Origin of the sequence: Methyloversatilis thermotolerans, from assembly GCF_000372885.1 — a bacterium.
GTDB classification, from domain to species: Bacteria; Pseudomonadota; Gammaproteobacteria; order Burkholderiales; family Rhodocyclaceae; genus Methyloversatilis; species Methyloversatilis thermotolerans.
The window spans coordinates 1017606-1036389 of record NZ_KB889967.1 but is presented as its reverse complement, the minus strand read 5'-3'; the positions used below and the strand labels follow the sequence as shown (position 1 = coordinate 1036389).

The 18784-nt window shown below is 65.7% G+C and carries 17 protein-coding genes and 1 pseudogene; 8 read left to right on the top strand and 10 right to left on the bottom strand.

Annotated features, from left to right (window positions below; all coding sequences use genetic code 11):
• Window positions 1-57: 57 nt before the first annotated feature.
• From A3Q7_RS0104235 to A3Q7_RS20675, 3 genes and pseudogenes are all read right to left on the bottom strand, one after another.
• On the bottom strand, window positions 58-681 hold the full coding sequence (locus A3Q7_RS0104235; protein ID WP_018410610.1) for a hypothetical protein: 624 nt from the start codon (window positions 679-681) through the stop codon (window positions 58-60).
• 188 nt (window positions 682-869) lie between these two features.
• A pseudogene (locus tag A3Q7_RS20430) lies at window positions 870-2415 on the bottom strand (transposase).
• A 251-nt stretch (window positions 2416-2666) separates the two neighbouring features.
• Entirely contained in the window at window positions 2667-3023 is a 357-nt protein-coding gene (locus tag A3Q7_RS20675) for a hypothetical protein (protein WP_088178480.1), read from the bottom strand.
• 353 nt (window positions 3024-3376) lie between these two features.
• Between A3Q7_RS20675 and A3Q7_RS0104220 the strand changes: the two genes are divergently transcribed.
• A complete protein-coding gene (locus tag A3Q7_RS0104220) occupies window positions 3377-4354 on the top strand; it encodes an NAD(P)H-dependent flavin oxidoreductase (RefSeq protein WP_018410609.1) in 978 nt (325 codons plus the stop codon).
• Window position 4355: 1 nt separating this feature from the next.
• Here A3Q7_RS0104220 and A3Q7_RS0104215 read toward each other — a convergent pair whose 3' ends face one another.
• The 4 genes from A3Q7_RS0104215 to A3Q7_RS0104200 all read right to left on the bottom strand — a co-directional run bounded on the left by A3Q7_RS0104215 (window position 4356) and on the right by A3Q7_RS0104200 (window position 7665).
• On the bottom strand, window positions 4356-5138 hold the full coding sequence (locus A3Q7_RS0104215) for an HvfC/BufC N-terminal domain-containing protein (RefSeq protein WP_018410608.1): 783 nt from the start codon (window positions 5136-5138) through the stop codon (window positions 4356-4358).
• Window positions 5135-5977 (bottom strand): MNIO family bufferin maturase, encoded by an 843-nt coding sequence (gene bufB / locus A3Q7_RS0104210; RefSeq protein WP_018410607.1) that lies wholly within the window; start codon window positions 5975-5977, stop codon window positions 5135-5137. Before bufB ends, A3Q7_RS0104215 begins: the two co-directional genes overlap by 4 nt.
• A 46-nt stretch (window positions 5978-6023) precedes the next feature.
• Window positions 6024-6311 carry a BufA2 family periplasmic bufferin-type metallophore gene (bufA2, locus tag A3Q7_RS0104205; RefSeq protein ID WP_018410606.1) on the bottom strand — a complete coding sequence of 96 codons (288 nt, stop codon included), beginning with the start codon at window positions 6309-6311 and terminating at the stop codon, window positions 6024-6026.
• A 124-nt stretch (window positions 6312-6435) separates the two neighbouring features.
• Window positions 6436-7665 carry a tyrosine-type recombinase/integrase gene (locus A3Q7_RS0104200; RefSeq protein ID WP_018410605.1) on the bottom strand — a complete coding sequence of 410 codons (1230 nt, stop codon included), beginning with the start codon at window positions 7663-7665 and terminating at the stop codon, window positions 6436-6438.
• 215 nt (window positions 7666-7880) lie between these two features.
• Here A3Q7_RS0104200 and A3Q7_RS0104195 point away from each other — a divergent pair, with 215 nt between their 5' ends.
• From A3Q7_RS0104195 to A3Q7_RS0104170, 6 genes are read left to right on the top strand one after another with little or no spacing between them, the layout of a single operon-like run.
• Entirely contained in the window at window positions 7881-10694 is a 2814-nt protein-coding gene (locus A3Q7_RS0104195) for a monovalent cation/H+ antiporter subunit A (protein ID WP_018410604.1), read from the top strand.
• The gene (locus tag A3Q7_RS0104190) at window positions 10691-11044 is read left to right on the top strand and encodes a Na+/H+ antiporter subunit C (protein ID WP_018410603.1); all 354 of its coding nucleotides are present in this window, start codon (window positions 10691-10693) and stop codon (window positions 11042-11044) included. Before A3Q7_RS0104195 ends, A3Q7_RS0104190 begins: the two co-directional genes overlap by 4 nt.
• On the top strand, window positions 11041-12663 hold the full coding sequence (locus tag A3Q7_RS19390; protein ID WP_018410602.1) for a monovalent cation/H+ antiporter subunit D: 1623 nt from the start codon (window positions 11041-11043) through the stop codon (window positions 12661-12663). The genes A3Q7_RS0104190 and A3Q7_RS19390 overlap by 4 nt, the downstream gene beginning before the upstream one ends.
• Window positions 12660-13160 (top strand): Na+/H+ antiporter subunit E, encoded by a 501-nt coding sequence (locus A3Q7_RS0104180; RefSeq protein ID WP_018410601.1) that lies wholly within the window; start codon window positions 12660-12662, stop codon window positions 13158-13160. Before A3Q7_RS19390 ends, A3Q7_RS0104180 begins: the two co-directional genes overlap by 4 nt.
• The gene (locus A3Q7_RS0104175; protein ID WP_018410600.1) at window positions 13157-13426 is read left to right on the top strand and encodes a K+/H+ antiporter subunit F; all 270 of its coding nucleotides are present in this window, start codon (window positions 13157-13159) and stop codon (window positions 13424-13426) included. The genes A3Q7_RS0104180 and A3Q7_RS0104175 overlap by 4 nt, the downstream gene beginning before the upstream one ends.
• Window positions 13427-13439: 13 nt before the next feature.
• Window positions 13440-13769, top strand: coding sequence for a Na+/H+ antiporter subunit G (locus A3Q7_RS0104170; protein WP_018410599.1), 330 nt, complete (start codon window positions 13440-13442; stop codon window positions 13767-13769).
• Window positions 13770-14118: 349 nt separating this feature from the next.
• Here the strand turns inward: A3Q7_RS0104170 and A3Q7_RS0104165 are convergent, their stop codons facing one another.
• The 3 genes from A3Q7_RS0104165 to hyi form a co-directional block, all read right to left on the bottom strand.
• Window positions 14119-15720: a peptide chain release factor 3 gene (locus A3Q7_RS0104165; protein WP_018410598.1), complete on the bottom strand. Its 1602-nt coding sequence runs from the start codon at window positions 15718-15720 to the stop codon at window positions 14119-14121.
• A gap of 63 nt (window positions 15721-15783) precedes the next feature.
• A complete protein-coding gene (locus tag A3Q7_RS0104160) occupies window positions 15784-16956 on the bottom strand; it encodes a DUF2863 family protein (RefSeq protein WP_018410597.1) in 1173 nt (390 codons plus the stop codon).
• A gap of 43 nt (window positions 16957-16999) precedes the next feature.
• Window positions 17000-17773 (bottom strand): hydroxypyruvate isomerase, encoded by a 774-nt coding sequence (gene hyi / locus A3Q7_RS0104155; RefSeq protein WP_018410596.1) that lies wholly within the window; start codon window positions 17771-17773, stop codon window positions 17000-17002.
• A 257-nt stretch (window positions 17774-18030) separates the two neighbouring features.
• Between hyi and A3Q7_RS0104150 the strand changes: the two genes are divergently transcribed.
• A complete protein-coding gene (locus A3Q7_RS0104150; protein ID WP_026224469.1) occupies window positions 18031-18783 on the top strand; it encodes a 2OG-Fe dioxygenase family protein in 753 nt (250 codons plus the stop codon).
• The last annotated feature ends 1 nt before the right edge of the window (window position 18784 follow it).

Below are 18784 nucleotides of genomic sequence, written 5' to 3'. Positions count from 1 at the left end.
ACTGCTGATCGTATGTCCCGGCCTGCTGGTCGAAGGTGGATTCAAGCTGATTGCGGTTCAGACGTCGACTCCCAACCCCTCAGATAGGCGCTCAATGATCGTTTGGGCACGGCTCTCTTCAAGATTTGCAGAAGTGGCGACTTCGCTCAAGGCTACCTTCACATTGTCATAGCGCTCGTCGCTATCCGGATCCAGTTCGCGGATGTGAAGAAACCCCGGCGCTTGCACCGCGTCCACTTGCCAGCCTTGCTCAATGTCCCTGAAAGCCTCTTCTTGTGGAGAAGCTAGCCAATTAGTGAAGCCCCGGATTTCAGTGAGCGAGTCGTACCAAGGAAAGGAAATGCTGACGCTCTCCATTTCATTCCACACAAGCAACCTGAGCCAGAAATAGCTCCTTAACTCATTGAAGCTTCTTCCAATAAGCGCCCCTCGCTCAACAATCTGTTTGTAGTAAGCGATGAGGTGTTCTTCATTTCCGAAGATCTCCGCAGTCGTGGCGTACTTTTCATTCGCGCGAGCAAAATCAGGAAGGGATAAGGGTTCTCGATATTTCGGATCTGTGATCTGCTCGTGGCTATTCGGATTGCCGACATAGAACGCGCCTTGCAATAGAAAGCAGATCTCAATGTTGAGCGTTTCTACTGGCTTCGAGCTTTCTGTCCAACTCTTGTCGCTGCTCATGCTTGTAACCTAACGACGCTGTAGAAAAACCCCATTCCGGGGCAAGCAGTTGCTTCCGGCCCTCGCCGGTTCGAAGTCGTTCTTCCTCATTTCAGTCTCGCGATCTTCGCTTCATCGTCGTCTCCTGAGGTCTGCCTCGGCCGCTGCCCGGCGCACTCGAATGGCGTCGGTGTCGGCCGCCAGCTTACCTAGTTCGCGTAGCCATGGTGCCCGAGCTTTTCGATGTTGTGCACCAGGCAGTACAGCTTCCATTGCCCATCGACCTTGCTGCGTCCGCGCAGCGTGAAGCGGGTGAGCCGCTTGTTGTGGCGCAGATTGCCGAACACGGGTTCGACGGTGGCGAAGCGCGCGGCGATCATCCGTTTGCCCTCAATTGAATCGATGCGCCGCTTCATCCGCTCGGTGTGTGATTCGATGCCATCGCGCTTGCCGCGGAAGAAGGCGACCTGTCGCACCTTCGTCGTCTCCGGCGTGCGCAGGCAACGGGTGCGCAGCGCGCACGGCACGCAGTCGCGCTCGGCGCCGGTGTACTTCGTGGCGGCGTAGCCGTTGATCGTGCAGTCGCCGCCGTTGCGATACAGCCGCTTGCCCGCCGGGCAGATGCAGTGGCTGCGGTCGTCCGCTTCGGTGAAGTCGGTATTGGCGTAGCGCTTGTTCTTGCTGGCGCTGCGCGCTGCCTTCGCCTTGTCACTCTTATCCCACAGCGCATCGGGGCTTGGCTCTGTGCTTCGCCTGATCGGCGTACCTCGGGTCGCGCTGCCGGTAGCCGTTGTCACAGATCCAGGCTGGAATGTTTCGGCTATCCAGTCCAGCGAGATTCTTCTCGGGGAGTGATAGCCGGCGTCGGCGCAGATCGCCGTGTCGGTGTGGCGCTGTGGTGCGCAGGCATCGATCACCGGCAGCAGCAGTTCCTGTTCCGAGCCCGTGCCGTGCGCCTGCGCATCGACCACGATCTGGTGCGCGGCATCGACCGCCGCTACGCCGGGTATAGCCCTGGATCACGCCCTTGGCGGTGGCCATCTTGGCCGAGTCGTTGTCGGTGCGGTTACTCAGGCGCACCCCGCCCTTGGCGCCGCGCCGCTCGTCCGGATTGAGCGCGAGCCAGTCGCGTATCTTTGCCGCTTCGTGACTCAAGCGTTCGCGGGTGCGCTGTGCGCGGGCGGCCTCGTCGTCGTCGCAACCGGCGGCATCGCGCGCCTTCTGCTCCTCGATCATGCGCTGCACGGCCGCGTCCATCTTCGCCGCCTCGCGCTCGAAATCGGCACGCGTGCCGCTCTTGGCCTTCGATGCGTTCGACGGCAGCTTCACGCCGTCGATGGCAAAGAGCTCGCGGCCGATCAGGCCCTGGCGGTCGCATACCAGCAGCACCTGGGTGAACAGCGCCTGGGCCTCGTCACCCAGCGTGCTGATGAAGTGCGCAACCGTGGTGAAGTGCGGGGCGCTGTCGCCGGAGACGGCCATGAACAGCACGTTGTGGCGGCAGGCGGTGGCGATGGAGCGGGAACTGAGCACGCCGCGCGAGTAGGCGAGCAGCACGATCTTGAGCAGCACCGCCGGATCGAAGGCCGGGGCACCGCCGGCGTCGTTGGCGTAGCGGGCACGGAGGACGGAAAGATCGAGGTCGTTGTCGACCAGGTGGCAGAGCGCGAACTCGAAGGTGCCGGGCAGCACCTGTTGCGCGAAATCGACCGAGATGAGCTTCAGGCCGTAGTCGGGGGTCTTGAATCGCGGCATCGCAGGGCTCCGCAGAGGCGATGCGCAATCATAACAACGGCATGTGAACGGTGGGGCGGAAGGAGGGGTTTTTCTACAGCCTCAACGTGGAAGTAAGCGGACGCCGGAGCGCGAAGCGCGGAGGGAACCACAAGCGCAGCTTGTGGCGGTCCGCTTGACTGCAGGGTTAGCGGCCTCGTTCAGCAGAGTTACTTTGACGGTGCCGTTGGACAAGAGGCGCATGACGATGGGCATGAAGTTTTGCTGGTTTGTCATTGGCGTTGCCCCGCCCAAATTACGGACACCGGTGAACCTTCCGTTTCCGCATAAAACTTTGTAGCTGCTTGATTGATGACCAGCACGCCGCCGCCCATACCAAGCTGGTTGCTTACTTGAGACCACGTTGTTTCTTCAACGTCTTTTGACCACCCGAACACGATACATTTTTTATTCGGATCAAAGGCTACATTTTTACCTTTGTAGGTAGCGGGAAAAATTTCTTCCATTCGATGACAAATACGCTCATGCAATTTACGTGGCTTTTTGAGCGCTTCGTGCACAAAGCGCTCTTGAAACTCTTTGTTCACAAAAGCCTCAGCAAACAGTGCGAAAGTTTCTTTGTAACTCATGGACGCTAACGTGAGGTCGACGCCAGATTCGGCGAGTAAGCCGGCGTCTGTCCGGATAAGCCGTTAAACCGGACATCAAATTTACTTTTCATTTTCTGGTTCTCCGGTCTATTGCTGTGTTTACGTACAGTACGAAAGAGACCATGAAACCGGACACCCACTCGCGCCGGGTCACGTTATGGAGCCCGCCGAGTTCGACTCGCCTCCACCACGCCCCCAGCCTGCATGACTCTAGCTCTGGCCCCTCGCGGGCGCCTATCGGCCATTTCTCCGATCCCGGCGTTTCAAACGCCCTGTCTGCACCACGCTGGCGCATGATTCGCGCGTTGTTCACTGTTCCATGGACGCAAGGCATGAAAACGCGCATCACCGAACTTCTGGGCATCCGCTATCCCATCGTGCAGGGGGGCATGATGTGGGTGGGCACGGCGGAACTGGCTTCGGCGGTATCGAACGCGGGCGGGCTGGGCATACTCACTGCGCTGACCCAGCCTTCGCCCGAGGCGCTGGTGGCCGAGATCGCGCGCTGTCGCGACATGACGGACGCGCCGTTCGGGGTGAATCTGACGATATTGCCGGCGATCAGCCCGCCGCCGTACGAGGCCTATCTCGACGCGATGCTGGACAGTGGCGTGCGCATCGTCGAAACCGCGGGCAACAATCCGGAAGCTTTCGTGGCGAAGGCCAAGGCGCGCGGCGCCGTGGTGATCCACAAATGCACGTCGCTGCGGCACGCGCTGTCGGCGCAGGCACGCGGCGTGGACGTGGTGAGCATCGATGGCTTCGAGTGCGCCGGTCACCCGGGGGAGGACGATGTGCCCGGGCTGGTGCTCATTCCCATCGTTGCCCGCGCGCTGCACATACCGGTGATCGCGTCCGGCGGCATCGCCGACGGCCGCGGCATGGCGGCGGCCCTGGCGCTCGGTGCCGAGGGGGTGAACATGGGCACGCGCTTCTGCGCCACGCGCGAGGCGCCCATCCACGACAACATCAAGCGGGCGCTGGTGCGCGCCAGCGAACGCGACACCCGGCTCATCCTGCGCAGCCTGCACAACACCGCACGCGTGCTGCGCAACGCGGTGTCGGAAGCGGTGATCGGCATCGAAACACGCGAGGGCGGCTGCGCCTTCGAGGATGTGCGCCCGCTGGTGAGCGGGCGTCGCGGCGCCGAGGCGCTGGCGGGCGGGGACGTGGATGGCGGCGTGATCACCGCCGGTCAGGTGGTGGGCCTGATCGACGACATTCCGGATTGCGCCGAGCTGCTGCACCGCATGGTGCGCGAATGCCGGGACAGTCTGGCGCGCGCGTCCGCCTTCGCGGCCGGCGACTGATTCAGTTTTCGCCGCCGGGGGACAGCGCGCTCAGCACACCGTCCTCCAGCCAGAGCGCGAACATGCGCGCCAGCCGGCGCTGGACCTCGTCCGCATCGCCCGCCAGCACCTCGCCGCATGCGGTTCCGAAGGGCACGCCGCGCTGCATGGCGGCGAGCAGGGCCGCTTCTTCGCGGTCCATCGACCGGAAGTGCGGCTGCATGTCCTGTCGCCACACCCTCACCGCATAGCCCTCGGGCAGGGCCATCACGTCGGGCGGCGCATCGCCGCGATCCATCGCGTGCCACAGCTCGGGGGTGTTGTACCGCATGTCGAGCAAGGCGAGCGTCGGATGCGGGCGCAGGACCAGACCGTTCCACTGCTCCGGCGTGACCGCGGCGAGATCATCGGCGGTCAGCACCGGCGCGTCGGCGCCATCGAAGGCGCCGCGCAGCGCCCAGTCGAGCGCGGCCAGTTCGGCGATTTCGCCGTCGTCGCGGTGACGGACCGACAGCCATGCGCCGAAGCGGTCGCCGAAATCGCGCAGGCTGAAGCGGGAAGGCGGATGCGCATCGATGTAGCCATGCGCGGCCTCATCGAAAGCCTGGTCGCCCAGCCAGGCCCAGGTCTTGTCGTAAGCGTCCTTCAACGCATCGACCAGGCGCACGCGGTAGGCGTTGAAGTAGATGTGCGCGCGCGCCGCGCGGTCCAGGCCGGGGGCATCGACCAGATGCGCCAGCAGGGTGTTCGGCCGGTCGAGCAGGTAATCCATGAACTGCCGCTGCAGAAGGGCCAGATCGCTCATGCCGCCTCCGCTACGCGGGAGCGCGCGCCGATGTCGCGTGCGCGCGCCAGTTCGTCGAGCAGGACCGGCAACTCGGGAATGTTGTCGTCGCGCTCTATCATCGTGGCCACCTGGCCGAACAGACCGCACGCGGCGGCGTACAGCGCCCACACCTCGTCGCACACCGGCTGGTCGTGGGTATCCACCAGATGAGTGTCATGCCGGCTGTGGCCGGCCAGATGGATCTGCTGTATGCGCGCGGCCGGCAGCCCGCGCAGATAGGCCCGTGGATCGAAACCGTGATTCACGCTGCTCACGTAGACGTTGTTCACGTCGAGCAGCAGCAGGCAGTCCGCCTCGTGCGCAACCGTGGCGATGAATTCCCATTCGCTCATGTGCGACTGCGCATAGCCCAGATAGCTGGATACGTTCTCGAGCACCAGCCGGCGGCCGAGCATGTCCTGCACCTGGCCCACCTTGTTCACCAGCAGGCGTACGGCTTCTTCCGTATAGGGCAGTGGCAGCAGATCGTGCGCGTTCAGGCCGGAGGCGCCGGTCCAGCAGAAGTGGTCGGATATCCACAGCGGATCGACGCGATCGGCGAGCGCCTTCAAGCGCTTGAGGTAGTCGCGGTCGAGTTCGCCGGCCGAACCGATGGACAGTGCGACGCCGTGCATGGCCATCGGGTAGTCCGCGCGCAGCCGGTCCAGCGTCGCCATGGGCCGGCCGCCCCCGACCATGAAGTTCTCGGAAATGATTTCCAGCCAGTCCAGTGGGGCAGGCGCTTCGAGCAGGGCGGGGTAATGCGCCGGACGCAGGCCCAGGCCGAAGCCGGGGCAGGGTGAGGTGAGCGAGGTCATGGTCGTGAGTGCGGCGCGCCGATGACGCGCCGCGGTCCCGGCGAGCTTACTTGGATGCCAGATCGCCGATGGTGCCGCCCTGGTCCAGGCACTGCTTGGCGCTGGTGGCCTTGAAGCCGTGGCCCTTGCAGGCGTTCTGTCCCTTGCAGCTATGCTCGGCGGTGGCGCAATCGCTGTTGCCCTTGCAGGCATGCAGGCCGTAGCAATGCACCTTGTCGCCGGCGGCGACTGCCGCACCCTTGCTGCCGGCAGGCATGTCGGCAGCGAACACGGAACCGGACAGGGCGAGCGCGGCGGCGGCGGCGATCGAAGCGCCGAAATTCTGGATGGTCATCGAAATTCTCCTTGAAGGGGCGGCCGGGGCGGGATGCCCGGCGTCGCCATGGCTGCATCGCGCGGTGTCTGGATCACCGTGCAACGCATGGCCTGCCCACTAGACCCGGGACAAGGGCAATTCCTTACTTGGACGTGGGGGACGCGCCGGACCACGGCAGTTGCTGCTTCTGCGCCTCGTCGTGCCAGCGCTCTTCCTCTTCGTGGATGTAGCGCTGCGTGGTGCGCGGATCGGTGTGGCGCGCGTCCTTCTGCACATAGCGCTCGCTCATGCCGGCATCGAGCTTGGCGGTGATGCCGGTGTGGCGTCCCCAGTGCGCCGAGGCGGCGCGCAGTTTCTCTTTCTTGTGTTCGGCTTCGTCCGGCAGCAGATCGGCGGCGGCGAAGAATATCTTCTTGAGGATCTGGTTCAGCCGGCGCGCGGTGATCGGGCTGCGGTCCTTCAATGACATGAGCAGCGGCGTGAGGTCGCTGCGTTTCGGTGTGGCGCTCAGGCCGAGGTGTTTGCGATAGCGCACCAGCGCGTGGATCATGTCGTCGGCCACCGGCACCTTGGCCTGCTTGCCGCCCTTGCCGACCACATGCCACCACCAGCGGCCGCGCTCTTCGCGGAAGCTGTTCATGCGGTGCGATTCGAGTTCGCCGGCGCGCGGCGCCAGCATGTAGAGCAGGGCGGCGATGAAGCGGGCGCGCTCGTACTCGTCGCGCTCGCCTTCGCTTTCGCGCGGCATGGCCTCGATCGCGCGGGTGACCGCCTGCCACATTTCGGCGTCGAGAAAGCGTTCCACCTTCTGCATTTCCTCGGTCTGCGCGATCACGTGCGCAGGTCCCGACGCTTCGGCCGCGAGCTTGCGCCGGCGCTGCCGGATCAGGCCGAGCGGATTGCCGGCGAGATAGCCGGCGTCGACCAGATAGGCCATGAGCGAATTGATGGCGGCGATGGCGGTGAGCACCGCCGATTCCGACAGCGGGCCGACGAAGGGACGCCACTCGGGGCGCGCGCGCGCCACCTTGGGACCACACCAGAGGGCCGCCGGCTGAGGGTCGGCCAGAAAATGCATATAGCCTTCGAAGTCCTGCCGGTTCAGGCTGGACAGCGGCTTGCCGCACTCGTTGAGCGACCACAGCAGCAGCCGTTCGCATTCGCGCTGGTAGATGCGGTGCGTGCCGGGCGAGCGGTCGTATTCGGCGAGGAAGCAGCGTATGGCGTCCTCATCGCGGTCGGCATTGATCTGCAGCCGGGCGCGCTCGGCGCGGTTGGCGCCGTCATGGCCATCGAGCGACGGCGGCACCCGGATCTCGTCCAGCGGGCGCAATGCGGTAATCGTGGAAGCCGGGGCGTCGACAGGATTCATGGGCGGAATATTAGCGCTCCCGGGAACCCGGAGGCGCATGGGCCGGTCAGCTCGGCGTCAGTACGGCATGGCAGAGTGCCACCCGCCAGTGCGCGCCGGCACGCCGGATGCGCGGAATGTTGCCGCAAACGCGGTATCCTTCGGCCCGTTTCATGCCTGTATGACTCCCAGGCGGCCTGATAACAACGTCTGCACAAGCCCCGAGAGCCAGTTCAATGAATCCTCTTGCCACCATCGTGCTGCTGCCCCTGCTGGCCGGCACACTGTTGTGCTTCACCGTCGGCCGCGACAATGCGCCCGCGCGTCGTCTGCTCACCGCGCTGATCGCGGGTACGGTGACGCTCGCATCGCTTGGCCTGCTGCTGTCGCTCGCACCCCAGGTGTTCGCCGGACAGGTGCTGGTCGCCCATACCGACTGGGTGCCGTCGCTGGGGCTGTCACTGGGCTGGCGGCTGGACGGACTGGCATTGATGTTCGGCCTGCTCATCACCGGCATCGGTGCGCTCATCGTGCTGTATGCGCATTTCTATCTGGGCGAGGCGGACCCGGCCGGCAAGTTCTACACCCTGCTCATGCTGTTCATGGCGGCCATGCTGGGCGTGGTGCTGTCGGACAACATCATGCTGCTGGTGGTGTTCTGGGAACTGACCAGCATTTCGTCCTTCCTGCTCGTCGGCTACTGGGGCCACCGAGAGGATGCGCGCGCCGGCGCGCGCATGGCGCTGGCGGTGACCGGCGGTGGCGGACTGGTCATGCTGGCCGGCTTCGTGCTGCTCGGCCAGATCGCGGGCAGCTATGAACTGAGCGATATCCTGCAGCGCGGCGATGTCATCAAGACGCATCCGCTGTACCCGCTCATGCTGGTGCTCATCCTGGTCGGCTGCTTCACCAAGAGCGCGCAAGTGCCCTTCCATTTCTGGCTGCCGGAGGCGATGGCGGCGCCGACGCCGGTATCGGCCTATCTGCATTCGGCCACCATGGTGAAGGCCGGCATCTTCCTGCTGGCGCGGCTGTATCCCGCGGTGGGCGGCACCGAGCTGTTCCAGGCCATCGTCGCCAGTTTCGGTCTGGCCACGGTGGCGTTCGCCGCCTGGGTCGCGATCTTCAAGCACGACCTGAAGGGCTTGCTGGCGTATTCGACGGTGAGCCATCTCGGCTTCATCACCTTCCTGATCGGTCTGAACTCGCCGCTGTCGGCGGTGGCCGCGGTGTTCCACATCCTGAATCACGCCACGTTCAAGGCAGCGCTGTTCATGAGCGCAGGCATCGTCGATCACGAATGCGGCACGCGCGATCTGCGCCGGCTGGGCGGTCTGCTCAGGCTCATGCCGTGGACCGCCACCTTCGCCATGACGGCCGCCGCGGCGATGGCCGGCATACCGCTGTTCAACGGTTTCCTGTCGAAGGAAATGTTCTTCCACGAGGCGGTCGAGGCGACCATGGCCGGGGGCGCGCTGGTGCCGGTGGTCGCCACGCTGGCCGGCGTGTTTTCCATGGCGTATTCGCTGCGCCTGGTGCACGGCACCTTCTTCAACGGTAGGCCGAAGGATCTGCCTGCGGATGCGCATCCGCACGATCCGCCGGCCGGCATGCTGGCGCCGGTGGCCTTGCTGGCCGTGCTGTGCGTCGTGGTCGGCGTGCTGCCGGCGGCCACCTACGGACCCATGGTGGACGTCGCCGCGCGCGCGGTGCTGGGTGAGGCGACACCGGACTACCACCTCGCGATCTGGCACGGCTTCAACCTGCCTCTGGCCATGAGCGCGGTGGCGGTGCTGGCCGGCGCGGCGCTGTACTTCGCCTTGCTGCGGCGATTCGCACTGCACCGCTACACACCGCGCACGGTGGGCAAGGCTGTGTTCACCGGCCTGATGGACCGCCTGTTCGCATCCGCCGGCCGGATCACGTCCCGCGTCGAGAACGGTTCGCTGCAGCGCTCGCTGATGGCCATGATGGCGATGGCCGTGCTGCTGGGCGCAGCGCCCTTCCTGGCGGCCGACGCGCTGCCCGCCGCCGGCACACGGACGCTGATGCCGGCCACGCCGCTCGCCGTGGTGCTGTGGCTGCTGCTGCTGGGCACGGCGAGCACGCTGGTGTTCACGCATCACAAGCGCTTCCAGGCGCTGGTGCTGGTGGGCGTGATCGGGCTGGTGACCGCGCTCACCTTCGTCGGGCTGTCGGCACCCGATCTCGCGCTCACCCAGTTGTCGGTCGAAGTGGTATCGACCGTGCTGCTGCTGATGGGTCTGGCCCTGCTGCCACAGCGCTCGCCGGTCGAATCTGACACCTTCAGACGCCTGCGTGATGCCACGCTGGCGCTGTTCGCGGGCGCCGGCGTGGCGGCGCTGAGCTGGCTGGTGCTCACGCGCGACCACGCTTCGATTTCGTGGTTCTTCCTCGACAAGTCGCTGGCCGAAGGCGGCGGCACCAATGTGGTGAACGTCATCCTGGTGGACTTCCGCGGCTACGACACTTTCGGCGAAATCACCGTGCTCGGCATCGCCGCCATCGGCGTGCTCGCGCTGCTCGATGGCTTCCGCACGCGCCGCCCGGACGCCGACCCGGAAGGCCGCGCGTGGGCCTTCGAGCGGCAGCCGCTGATGCTGCGCGTGGCGGCGCGCGTGGTGCTGCCACTGGCCCTGCTGGTATCGGCCTACATTTTCTGGCGCGGACACAATATGCCCGGCGGTGGCTTCATCGCCGGTCTGATCACCGCGGTGGCGCTGGTGATGCAGTACATGGCGCTGGGTCAGGCACGCGCCGAAAGCCTGCTGCATGGCGCAGCCGGCCGCCGCTTCACGCGCTGGATAGGCAGCGGCCTGGGCATCGCCGGGCTGACCGGCATCGCGGCCTTCCTGTTCGGGCGTCCCTTCCTGACCAGCGCGCACGGCCATCCGGCGCTGCCGGTGGTGGGCGAAGTGCCGCTGGCGAGCGCGGCCGCGTTCGACCTCGGCGTCTACATCACGGTGGTCGGCGCAACCCTGCTCACGCTGTCGGTACTGGGCGCCGCCTCCAAGGAAAGTCACGCATGAGCATCCTGTCCTCCATCAGCGTGGAATTCCTGGTCGCCACCGGCATCGGCTGGGTGACCGCCTGCGGCGTGTTCCTGATGCTGCGCGGGCGCAGCTTTCCGGTCGTGCTCGGTCTTACGCTGCTCGGTTACGCGGTGAACATTTTCATCTTCGTGATGGGGCGGCTGTGGAGCGGGGCGCAGCCCATCCTCGGTCAGGGCGAAGTGCAGGCCGACCCGCTGCCGCAGGCGCTGGTGCTCACCGCCATCGTGATCGGCTTCGCCACCACCGGTTTCGTGATCGAACTGGCGCTGCGCAGTCGCGCCGAATCCGGCACCGACCATGTCGACGGCAAGGAGCCGGACGCATGAACATGAGCTTTGCCGACATGATGATGCGTCTGTTCAACGACCATCTGGCCGTGCTGCCGGTATTGCTGCCCGGCCTGACCGCGGTGCTCATGCTGCTGATCGGTGACCGGCCGGCGGAGCAGTGCCTGCCCCGGCTGCGCCGCATTGCGCTGATATCGGTGGGACTGGGGCTGCTGTTCGCGCTCAAGCTGGCGATGGAAGCCGACGACGGCGTGCTGCGCGTATATCGGGTCGGCGACTGGCCGGCGCCTTTCGGCATCGTGCTGGTGGTCGATCGCCTGTCCGCGCTCATGCTGCTGCTGACGCAGGCGGTGGCGCTGCCTGTCCTCGTTTATGCGAGCGGCGGCTGGGACAGCCACGGTCGCCACTTCCACGCGCTGTTCCAGTTCCAGCTCATGGGCCTGAACGGTGCCTTCGTGACCGGCGATCTGTTCAATCTTTTCGTGTTCTTCGAGGTGCTGCTGATCGCGTCCTACGTGCTGCTGCTGCATGGCCAGGGCAAGGAGCGCTTCCGCGTCGGCCTGCAGTATGTCGCGATCAATCTTGCTGCATCGGCGCTGTTCCTGATCGGCGTCGCACTGATCTACGCGACGGTGGGCACGTTGAATATGGCGGACCTCGCGCAGCGCGTGCCACAGGTACAAGGGGACGAAGCGCTGCTGCTGAAGGCGGCGGCGCTGATACTGCTCGTGGTATTCGGCGTGAAGGCCGCGCTGCTGCCGCTCTACCTGTGGCTGCCCGCGACCTATGCCGCAGCCAGCGCGCCGGTGGCGGCGCTGTTCGCGGTCATGACCAAGGTCGGCGTCTACAGCATCCTGCGCGTGCACGGCGTCATTTTCGGCCACGACGCGGGCGCCGCCGCGCTGACCGTGCAACCCTGGTTGCTGCCACTGGCGCTCGGCACCAGCGCGCTGGCGGTGCTGGGCGCGCTGGCCGCACACACATTGCCGCGACTGGTGGCCTACCTCACCGTGGCATCGGTCGGTACCATACTGGCGGCACTCGGTCTGTTTACCGCGCCAGCCTGGTCGGCTGCGCTGTATTACATGGCCCACAGCACGCTGGTGATCGCGGCGCTTTTCCTGCTGGTCGAACTGGTGGCGGCGCAGCGCGGCGATGCCGGCGAACGGCTGGAACCCGGTGCGCCGGTGGCCCAGCCCGCGCTGCTCGGTCTGCTCATGCTGCTGGCCGCCGCATCGGCGGCCGGTCTGCCGCCACTGCCGGGCTTCATCGGCAAGCTCATGGTGCTGCAGGCCTCGAGCGGTCATGAGGCGCAGGCCTGGGTGTGGACCGTGGTGCTGGCGGTCGGCTTCCTCACCCTGATCGGTCTGGCACGCGCCGGCAGCGTGCTGTTCTGGAGCGTGCGGCCGGAACTGGCGGGCAGCGGTACATCGGCCGGCGCCAGTCCGCGACTGCTGCTGGCCACCGTGTCGCTGATCGTCGCCGGCGTGTTCATGTCGGCCATGGCCGGGCCGCTCAAGCGCTACACCGATGCGGCTGCCGAACAGCTCGGCGACCGACGCGCCTACGTCGAGGCGGTGCTGGGCAGCGAAGGTGTGCAGACCACCCGGCCTTATGTGTTTCCGCGCACGCCCGCGACAGAAGGAGCTCATCCATGAACGCTACCCCTGACAAGCGCTGGCTCGCGCATCCCGTCATGTCCGCCATGCTGGCGGCCGGCTGGCTCACGCTGCAGCAGTCGGTGGATCCGGGCAATGTGATCGCGGCCGTCGTGCTGGCTCTGGTCATTCCACGCCTGGTCGGCGGTTTCCTTGGCGCAGGCGTGACACTGCGGTCGTTCGCCGCGGCGATCCGGCTGGCCTTCATCGTCACCTGGGACATCATCGTATCCAACATCACGGTGGCGAAGCTGGTGCTCGATCCGTCGCGCACGCCCCGGCCGGCATGGGTGCGCGTACCGCTGGACCTGACGCATCCCAATGGGGTGGCGCTGTTCGCCTCCATCATCACGATGACGCCGGGTACGGTGTCCTGCATCGTCGACGAGGATGATCCGCACATCCTGGTGCACGCGCTGGACTGCGCCGATGCCGCCGCCGCCGCGCGCGACATGAAGGCGCGTTACGAAGCGCCGCTGAAGGAGATATTCGGATGACAGCACTGGCCCTGGATATCGTGGTGGGCGCCATCGTCGTCGCCATGCTGCTGTGCGCCTGGCGCGTGTTGCGCGGTCCGGAAACCGTCGATCGCATCCTCGCGCTGGACACCCTCTATGTGAACGTGGTGGCACTGGTGGTCGTGCTGGGCATGCGACAACAGACCGAACTGCTGTTCGAGGCCGCGCTCATCGTGGCCATGCTGGGTTTCGTCGGGACAGTGGCGCTGTCGCGCTACCTCACCCGCGGCGACGTGATCGAATGAGGAGGGCAGGGCAATGCAGGAACTGAATCCGGTGGTCGACGCGCTCATCGCCGCACTGCTGCTGCTGGCAGCGCTTTTCATCCTGGTGGGCGCGCTCGGCATGATGCGCTTCAGGGATTTCTTCCAGCGCCTGCATGCGCCGACCAAGGCCAGCACGCTCGGGGTGGGCGGCGTGCTCGTCGCCAGCATGATCTACAGCGCCGCCGACGGGCGCTTCGGCATTCACGAACTGCTCATCACGCTGTTCATTTTCATCACCGCGCCGGTATCGGCCAACCTGCTGGCCAAGGCCGCACTGCATCTGAAAGTGCCGTCCAAGGCCGGGCACCCCGGGAAGGAATAGGCTGCCGAGCAGGTCGCGACGCGGCCTATGGCGGCGGCAGGCTTCGTTCGAGGGTGGAATCGCGAGCTCCTACATGAACCCCGCTTCGTTCGCGGCCTGGGCGAACTTTTGTGGGAGCGGCCTCTGGCCGCGATGCGGCTGATGCCGGCCGCGGGCTTCGTTCGAGGGCGCATCGCGGGCAAGCCCGCTCCCACGAAACCCCGGCTTCGTTCGCGGCCTGGGCGAGCTGTTGTGGGAGCGGCCTCTGGCCGCGATGTGGCGCATGCCGGCCGCAAGCTTCGTTGTCGGTGGAATCGCGAGCTGGGCTCGCTCCTACATGAACCCGCTTCGTTCGCGGCCTGGGCGCGGGTCACTGGCTGGCGAACATGAGCCCGGCGTGTTCGCGCATGGCGTGGAACTTGATCTTGTCCCACTTTTCCTGCGCCACGTTCAGTTCGGCCCGCATGGTGGCGAGGAAGGCCGGAGCGTCGACCGCGTCGTAGGCGATGCGGTGGGCGTTGGCGTCGATGAAGCGCTTCAGTTCACGCTCGTCGTCGCAGGTGACCCAGCGCGCCATCATGTAACGGGTCGGTTCCAGTCGGGCGTCGCAGCCATATTCGGTCTTCAGGCGGTGGATCACCACTTCGAACTGCAGTTGGCCAACCGCGCCGAGCAATAGCGTACCGCCCGCCAGCGGCCGGAACACCTGGATGGCCCCTTCTTCACCCAATTGCTCAAGACCTGCTCTCAACTGCTTGGTTTTCAATGGATCCTTGACTTCGACACCCTGGAACAATTCCGGCGCGAAGAAGGGCAGGCCGGTAAATTGCAGCGTTTCGCCCTCGGTCAGCGTATCGCCCAGTTGCAGCGTGCCGTGGTTGGGGATGCCGATGATGTCGCCAGCGAAGGCTTCCTCCAGCAGCTCGCGCCGCTGCGACAGGAAGGTGACCACGTTGTTCGGCCGGATGTCCTTGCCGTTGCGACTCACCTTCATGCGCATGCCGCGCTCGAAGTGGCCGGAACACACGCGGACGAAGGCCACGCGGTCGCGATGCGCCGGGTCCATATTGGCCTGGATCTTGAACACCACGCCGGAGAATTTCTCTTCCGTCGGCTCGACCCGGCGCTGTATGGCCGGACGGCCACCCGGCGGTGGCGCCATGTCGACCAGTGCATCCAGCACTTCCTTGACGCCGAAGTTGTTGATCGCCGACCCGAAGAACACCGGCGTCTGGCGGCCGGCGAGGAATTCGGCTTCGTCGAAGGGCGGGGCGGCATCGCGCACCAGTTCGATCTCGGCGTGCGCGGTGTCGAACTGCATCGGATAACGGCCCTTGATTTCCGGGTTATCCAGGCCAAGCAGGATTTCCTCGTCACCGGAAATGCGATCCTCGCCGGCGCGGAATACGCGCATGCGGTCCTCCCGCAGCTCGTACACGCCGGCGAAATCCTTGCCCATGCCCAGCGGCCAGGTAAAGGGCGCCACATCCATGCCCAGCGTGCGCTCGAGTTCGTCGATCAGGTCCAGCGGTGCGCGCACTTCACGGTCCATCTTGTTGATGAAGGTGATGATGGGCGTATTGCGCGCGCGGCAGACCTCGAGCAGGCGCAGCGTCTGCGCTTCCACGCCATTGGCGGCGTCGATCACCATGAGCGCGGCATCCACCGCGGTGAGCACGCGGTAGGTGTCCTCGGAAAAGTCCTTGTGGCCCGGCGTGTCGAGCAGGTTCACGACGCAGTCGCGGTACTCCATCTGCATCACCGAACTGGCGACCGAAATGCCGCGCTGCTTTTCGATTTCCATCCAGTCGGAAGTGGCGTGGCGGGCGGCCTTGCGCGCCTTCACGCTGCCGGCGATCTGGATCGCGCCTGCGAACAGCAGCAGCTTTTCGGTGAGCGTGGTCTTGCCCGCGTCGGGGTGGGAAATGATGGCAAAGGTGCGCCGGCGGGCGACTTCCAGTTCAAGCGACATGGCGGATCAGGGCAGGGGGCGCGGCCGCTTCCGGCCGCGCGAAGGTGAATCGATGCGGACGTTTCAGTGCAGATGCATGGGCGGCTGTTCGCCGGCTTCGGGCATTTCGGCGTGCACCGGCTGGCCATCGGGATCCGGGTAGAGCGGGGCGCCGCAGTCGTCGCAGTACTCCATGGGCATGCGATGGTCCAGCACCAGCGTGTCGGTCACGCCGCATTCGCGCAGCACGCCTTCGATCTCGCCCACGATATCGCTTTCCTCGTCCTCGGCGCCCAGAAGTGCCCACACCACGCCGTGCACCACCTGGCTGGAATTGGTGGTGGTGAAGGCGATGCGGTATTCCTCGAGCTGCTTGTCGTGGAAGGGCGCGATGATGGCGCGCAGTCCGGACGGCGGAACCGCGAGCATCTGTTCCAGGAAGGCGACCGAGGCGCGCAGCGAGTAGGCACGCGACGCACGGTCCGCTTCGCGGCAGGCCGAGTGATAGGCGTTTGGCGGCAACAGATCGAAGGCGCAGGCGCGCAGCAGCGTGGACATCACCGCACCGCCCTGGGCCTGCCACTGTTTGATCACGTGATCGCGCGCACCGTCGTCTTCCTGCCAGCGGAACATGGGCTGGCCGCGCGGCACCATGACCATGCCGATCACGTAGCGCGTATCGGACAGGAAGGTGGTGGTCTGCGCCATGCTCTCGGCTTCCAGCTTGAGGTCGTCGCCAGCCAGCACCGCTTCGCCCAGATCGTCGGCCAGATCGCGGGTTTCCACATAGCCGCGCGGAAGCTGGTCCGGGCTGAACAGATAGTCGGCCAGCGCAACCTTGGCGCGCGCGCCGAATGCATGCGCGCACAGTTGCACCTTGAGGCTGGCGAGTATCGGCGCCGGAATCGGGCCGGCCGGGATGGAAAAGCGCGACCAGGCGAGCAGGGGGGCGGCGAACATGACGGCATCCCATTCCTTGCCGGCGTCGCCGGGCAGGCCGCATTCCACGCCGCCTTCGATGAAATCGGCCAGCGCATCATAGGCCGGGCCGTTCTCGCGCCACAGGTGATCGAGAGCGGCATTCAGCGCGTCTTCATTGCGTTCGCCGACGAGACGGCTGACCTGTTCGGTCAGGCGCAGCTCCCAGTAACGGTCCTCGACGCGGCTGGCCGATTCCGCAAGTCCATTGGCGAGGCGGGTAAGCAGTGCGGCGTCCTGGGTGAGGCCGCCACGGCGTGCAAAACGGGTACGTTTCATTGGGAATTCCGGTGACTGAAACCGGATTCTACCAATGCCGGGCTCAGGCGCGCGGCAGCCAGCCCAGACCGGCCAGAGTACCGGCCGCCGGCAGGTACTCCGCGCTGACCCAGCCCGCGTAGCCGATGCGGTCCAGCCAGTCGAACAGGAAGGGGAAATTGATCTCGCCGGTGCCCGGTTCGTGCCGCCCGGGATTGTCGGCGATCTGCACATGGCCGATGCGCGGCAGCTCGCGCTGCAAGGTCAGCGCGAGGTCGCCTTCCATGATCTGCATGTGATAGACGTCGTACTGCAGCTTCACGTTGGCTTCGCCCACGCGCTCGATCAGCGCCAGTGTTTCCGCGGAACGGTTGAGCAGGAAGCCCGGCATGTCGCGACTGTTGATCGGCTCGACCAGCAGATCAATGCCCAGCGGCGCGAAGGCGCGCGCGGCAAGGCGCAGGTTGTCCGCCATCACGTCGAGCAGCCGCTCGCGCGGCACGCCAGCCGGCGCGATACCGGCCAGACAGTTGATGCGCCGGCAAGCGGTGGCGCGCGCGTAGTCGAGCGCAAGTGCCACGCCATCCTCGAATTCGCGACGGCGGTCGGGCAGGCAGGCCAGCCCGCGTTCACCGGCCGCCCAGTCGCCTGCAGGCAGGTTGAACAGCACCTGTTCCAGCCGATGTTCGGCCAGCATTTCGGCCAGCCGCTGAGCAGGGATTTCATACGGAAAATGGCATTCCACGCCCGTGAACCCGGCGCGCGCGGCCGCAGCCCAGCGCTCGGCAAACGGGTGCTCGGTAAACAGCAGCGAAAGATTGGCACAGAAGCGGGGCATGGCAGTCAGCGTAGCGAGCGGGACGGGCTGCATTCTAGGGTCTGTTGGCCTCGATCCGGATCCCGCGCGGCCCACGCTTCAATGCAGGGGATCCTCTCGGCAGCCCGGGCCGGAACGACGCGCGCGACCGCCAGCCATGCCCGGAGCACGCTCGCAGGACACCGGTTGTAACGGCCCGAGCGCTGGTACAGGCGTGCGTTGTGGGCGCGGCCGGAGTATCGTCCCGCCTTTGCTGCATTCAGATGACGCTTGACGAGATGTCGCAGTTGCTCAATTCCGGGACCTTCGCCCGTGCCCTGGCCGAACAGGTGGCCGCCCACGATTTCTGTTTCCTGCCCGCCGCCCAGGTCAGGGATGCGCTGACCAGCCTGCGCCGCGCCTGGCACGCGGACTGGGATGTGTTCGCACAGAGCTGGAATGCACTGGAACTCGATACCTATATGGCGGACGGTGGCCGCTATCGGCGCCGGCGCTATGCCACGCTGAGCGCTGCCGCCGATTCCGGCGAGGTGGCGATCGAGCCGCATCAGCCGCACTACCAGAGTCTGGACTACAACACGCTCAATGGCGGCGTCGAGCGTCATTTCGAGCCGGTGCTGCCGGAGGTGCTGTCGGGCCGCACGCTGCAGACGGTGATCGGATTCGGGCTGTCGGTGTTCCAGCGTCTGCATCCGGCACAGGCTGCGCATATCGAGGTGCACCAGTTCCGCATCGAGGCACGCCCGGACAGCGAAGGGCGACCCACGCCGGAAGGCGTGCATCGCGACGGCGTGGATTTCGTTCTGGTGATGATGGTGCGCCGGGAGAACGTGGAAAGCGGCACCACCGAAATCTTTTCACCGGACGGTCAACGCCTGGACAGCTTCACGCTCACATCGCCGTGCGACGCGGCGCTGGTAAACGACCAGCGGGCATTGCATGGCGTGACGCCCATTCATCCGGTGGATGCATCGCGGCCGGCCTGGCGCGACGTGCTGGTGGTGACCTACCGGCGCAACCCGGCCGCCTGAA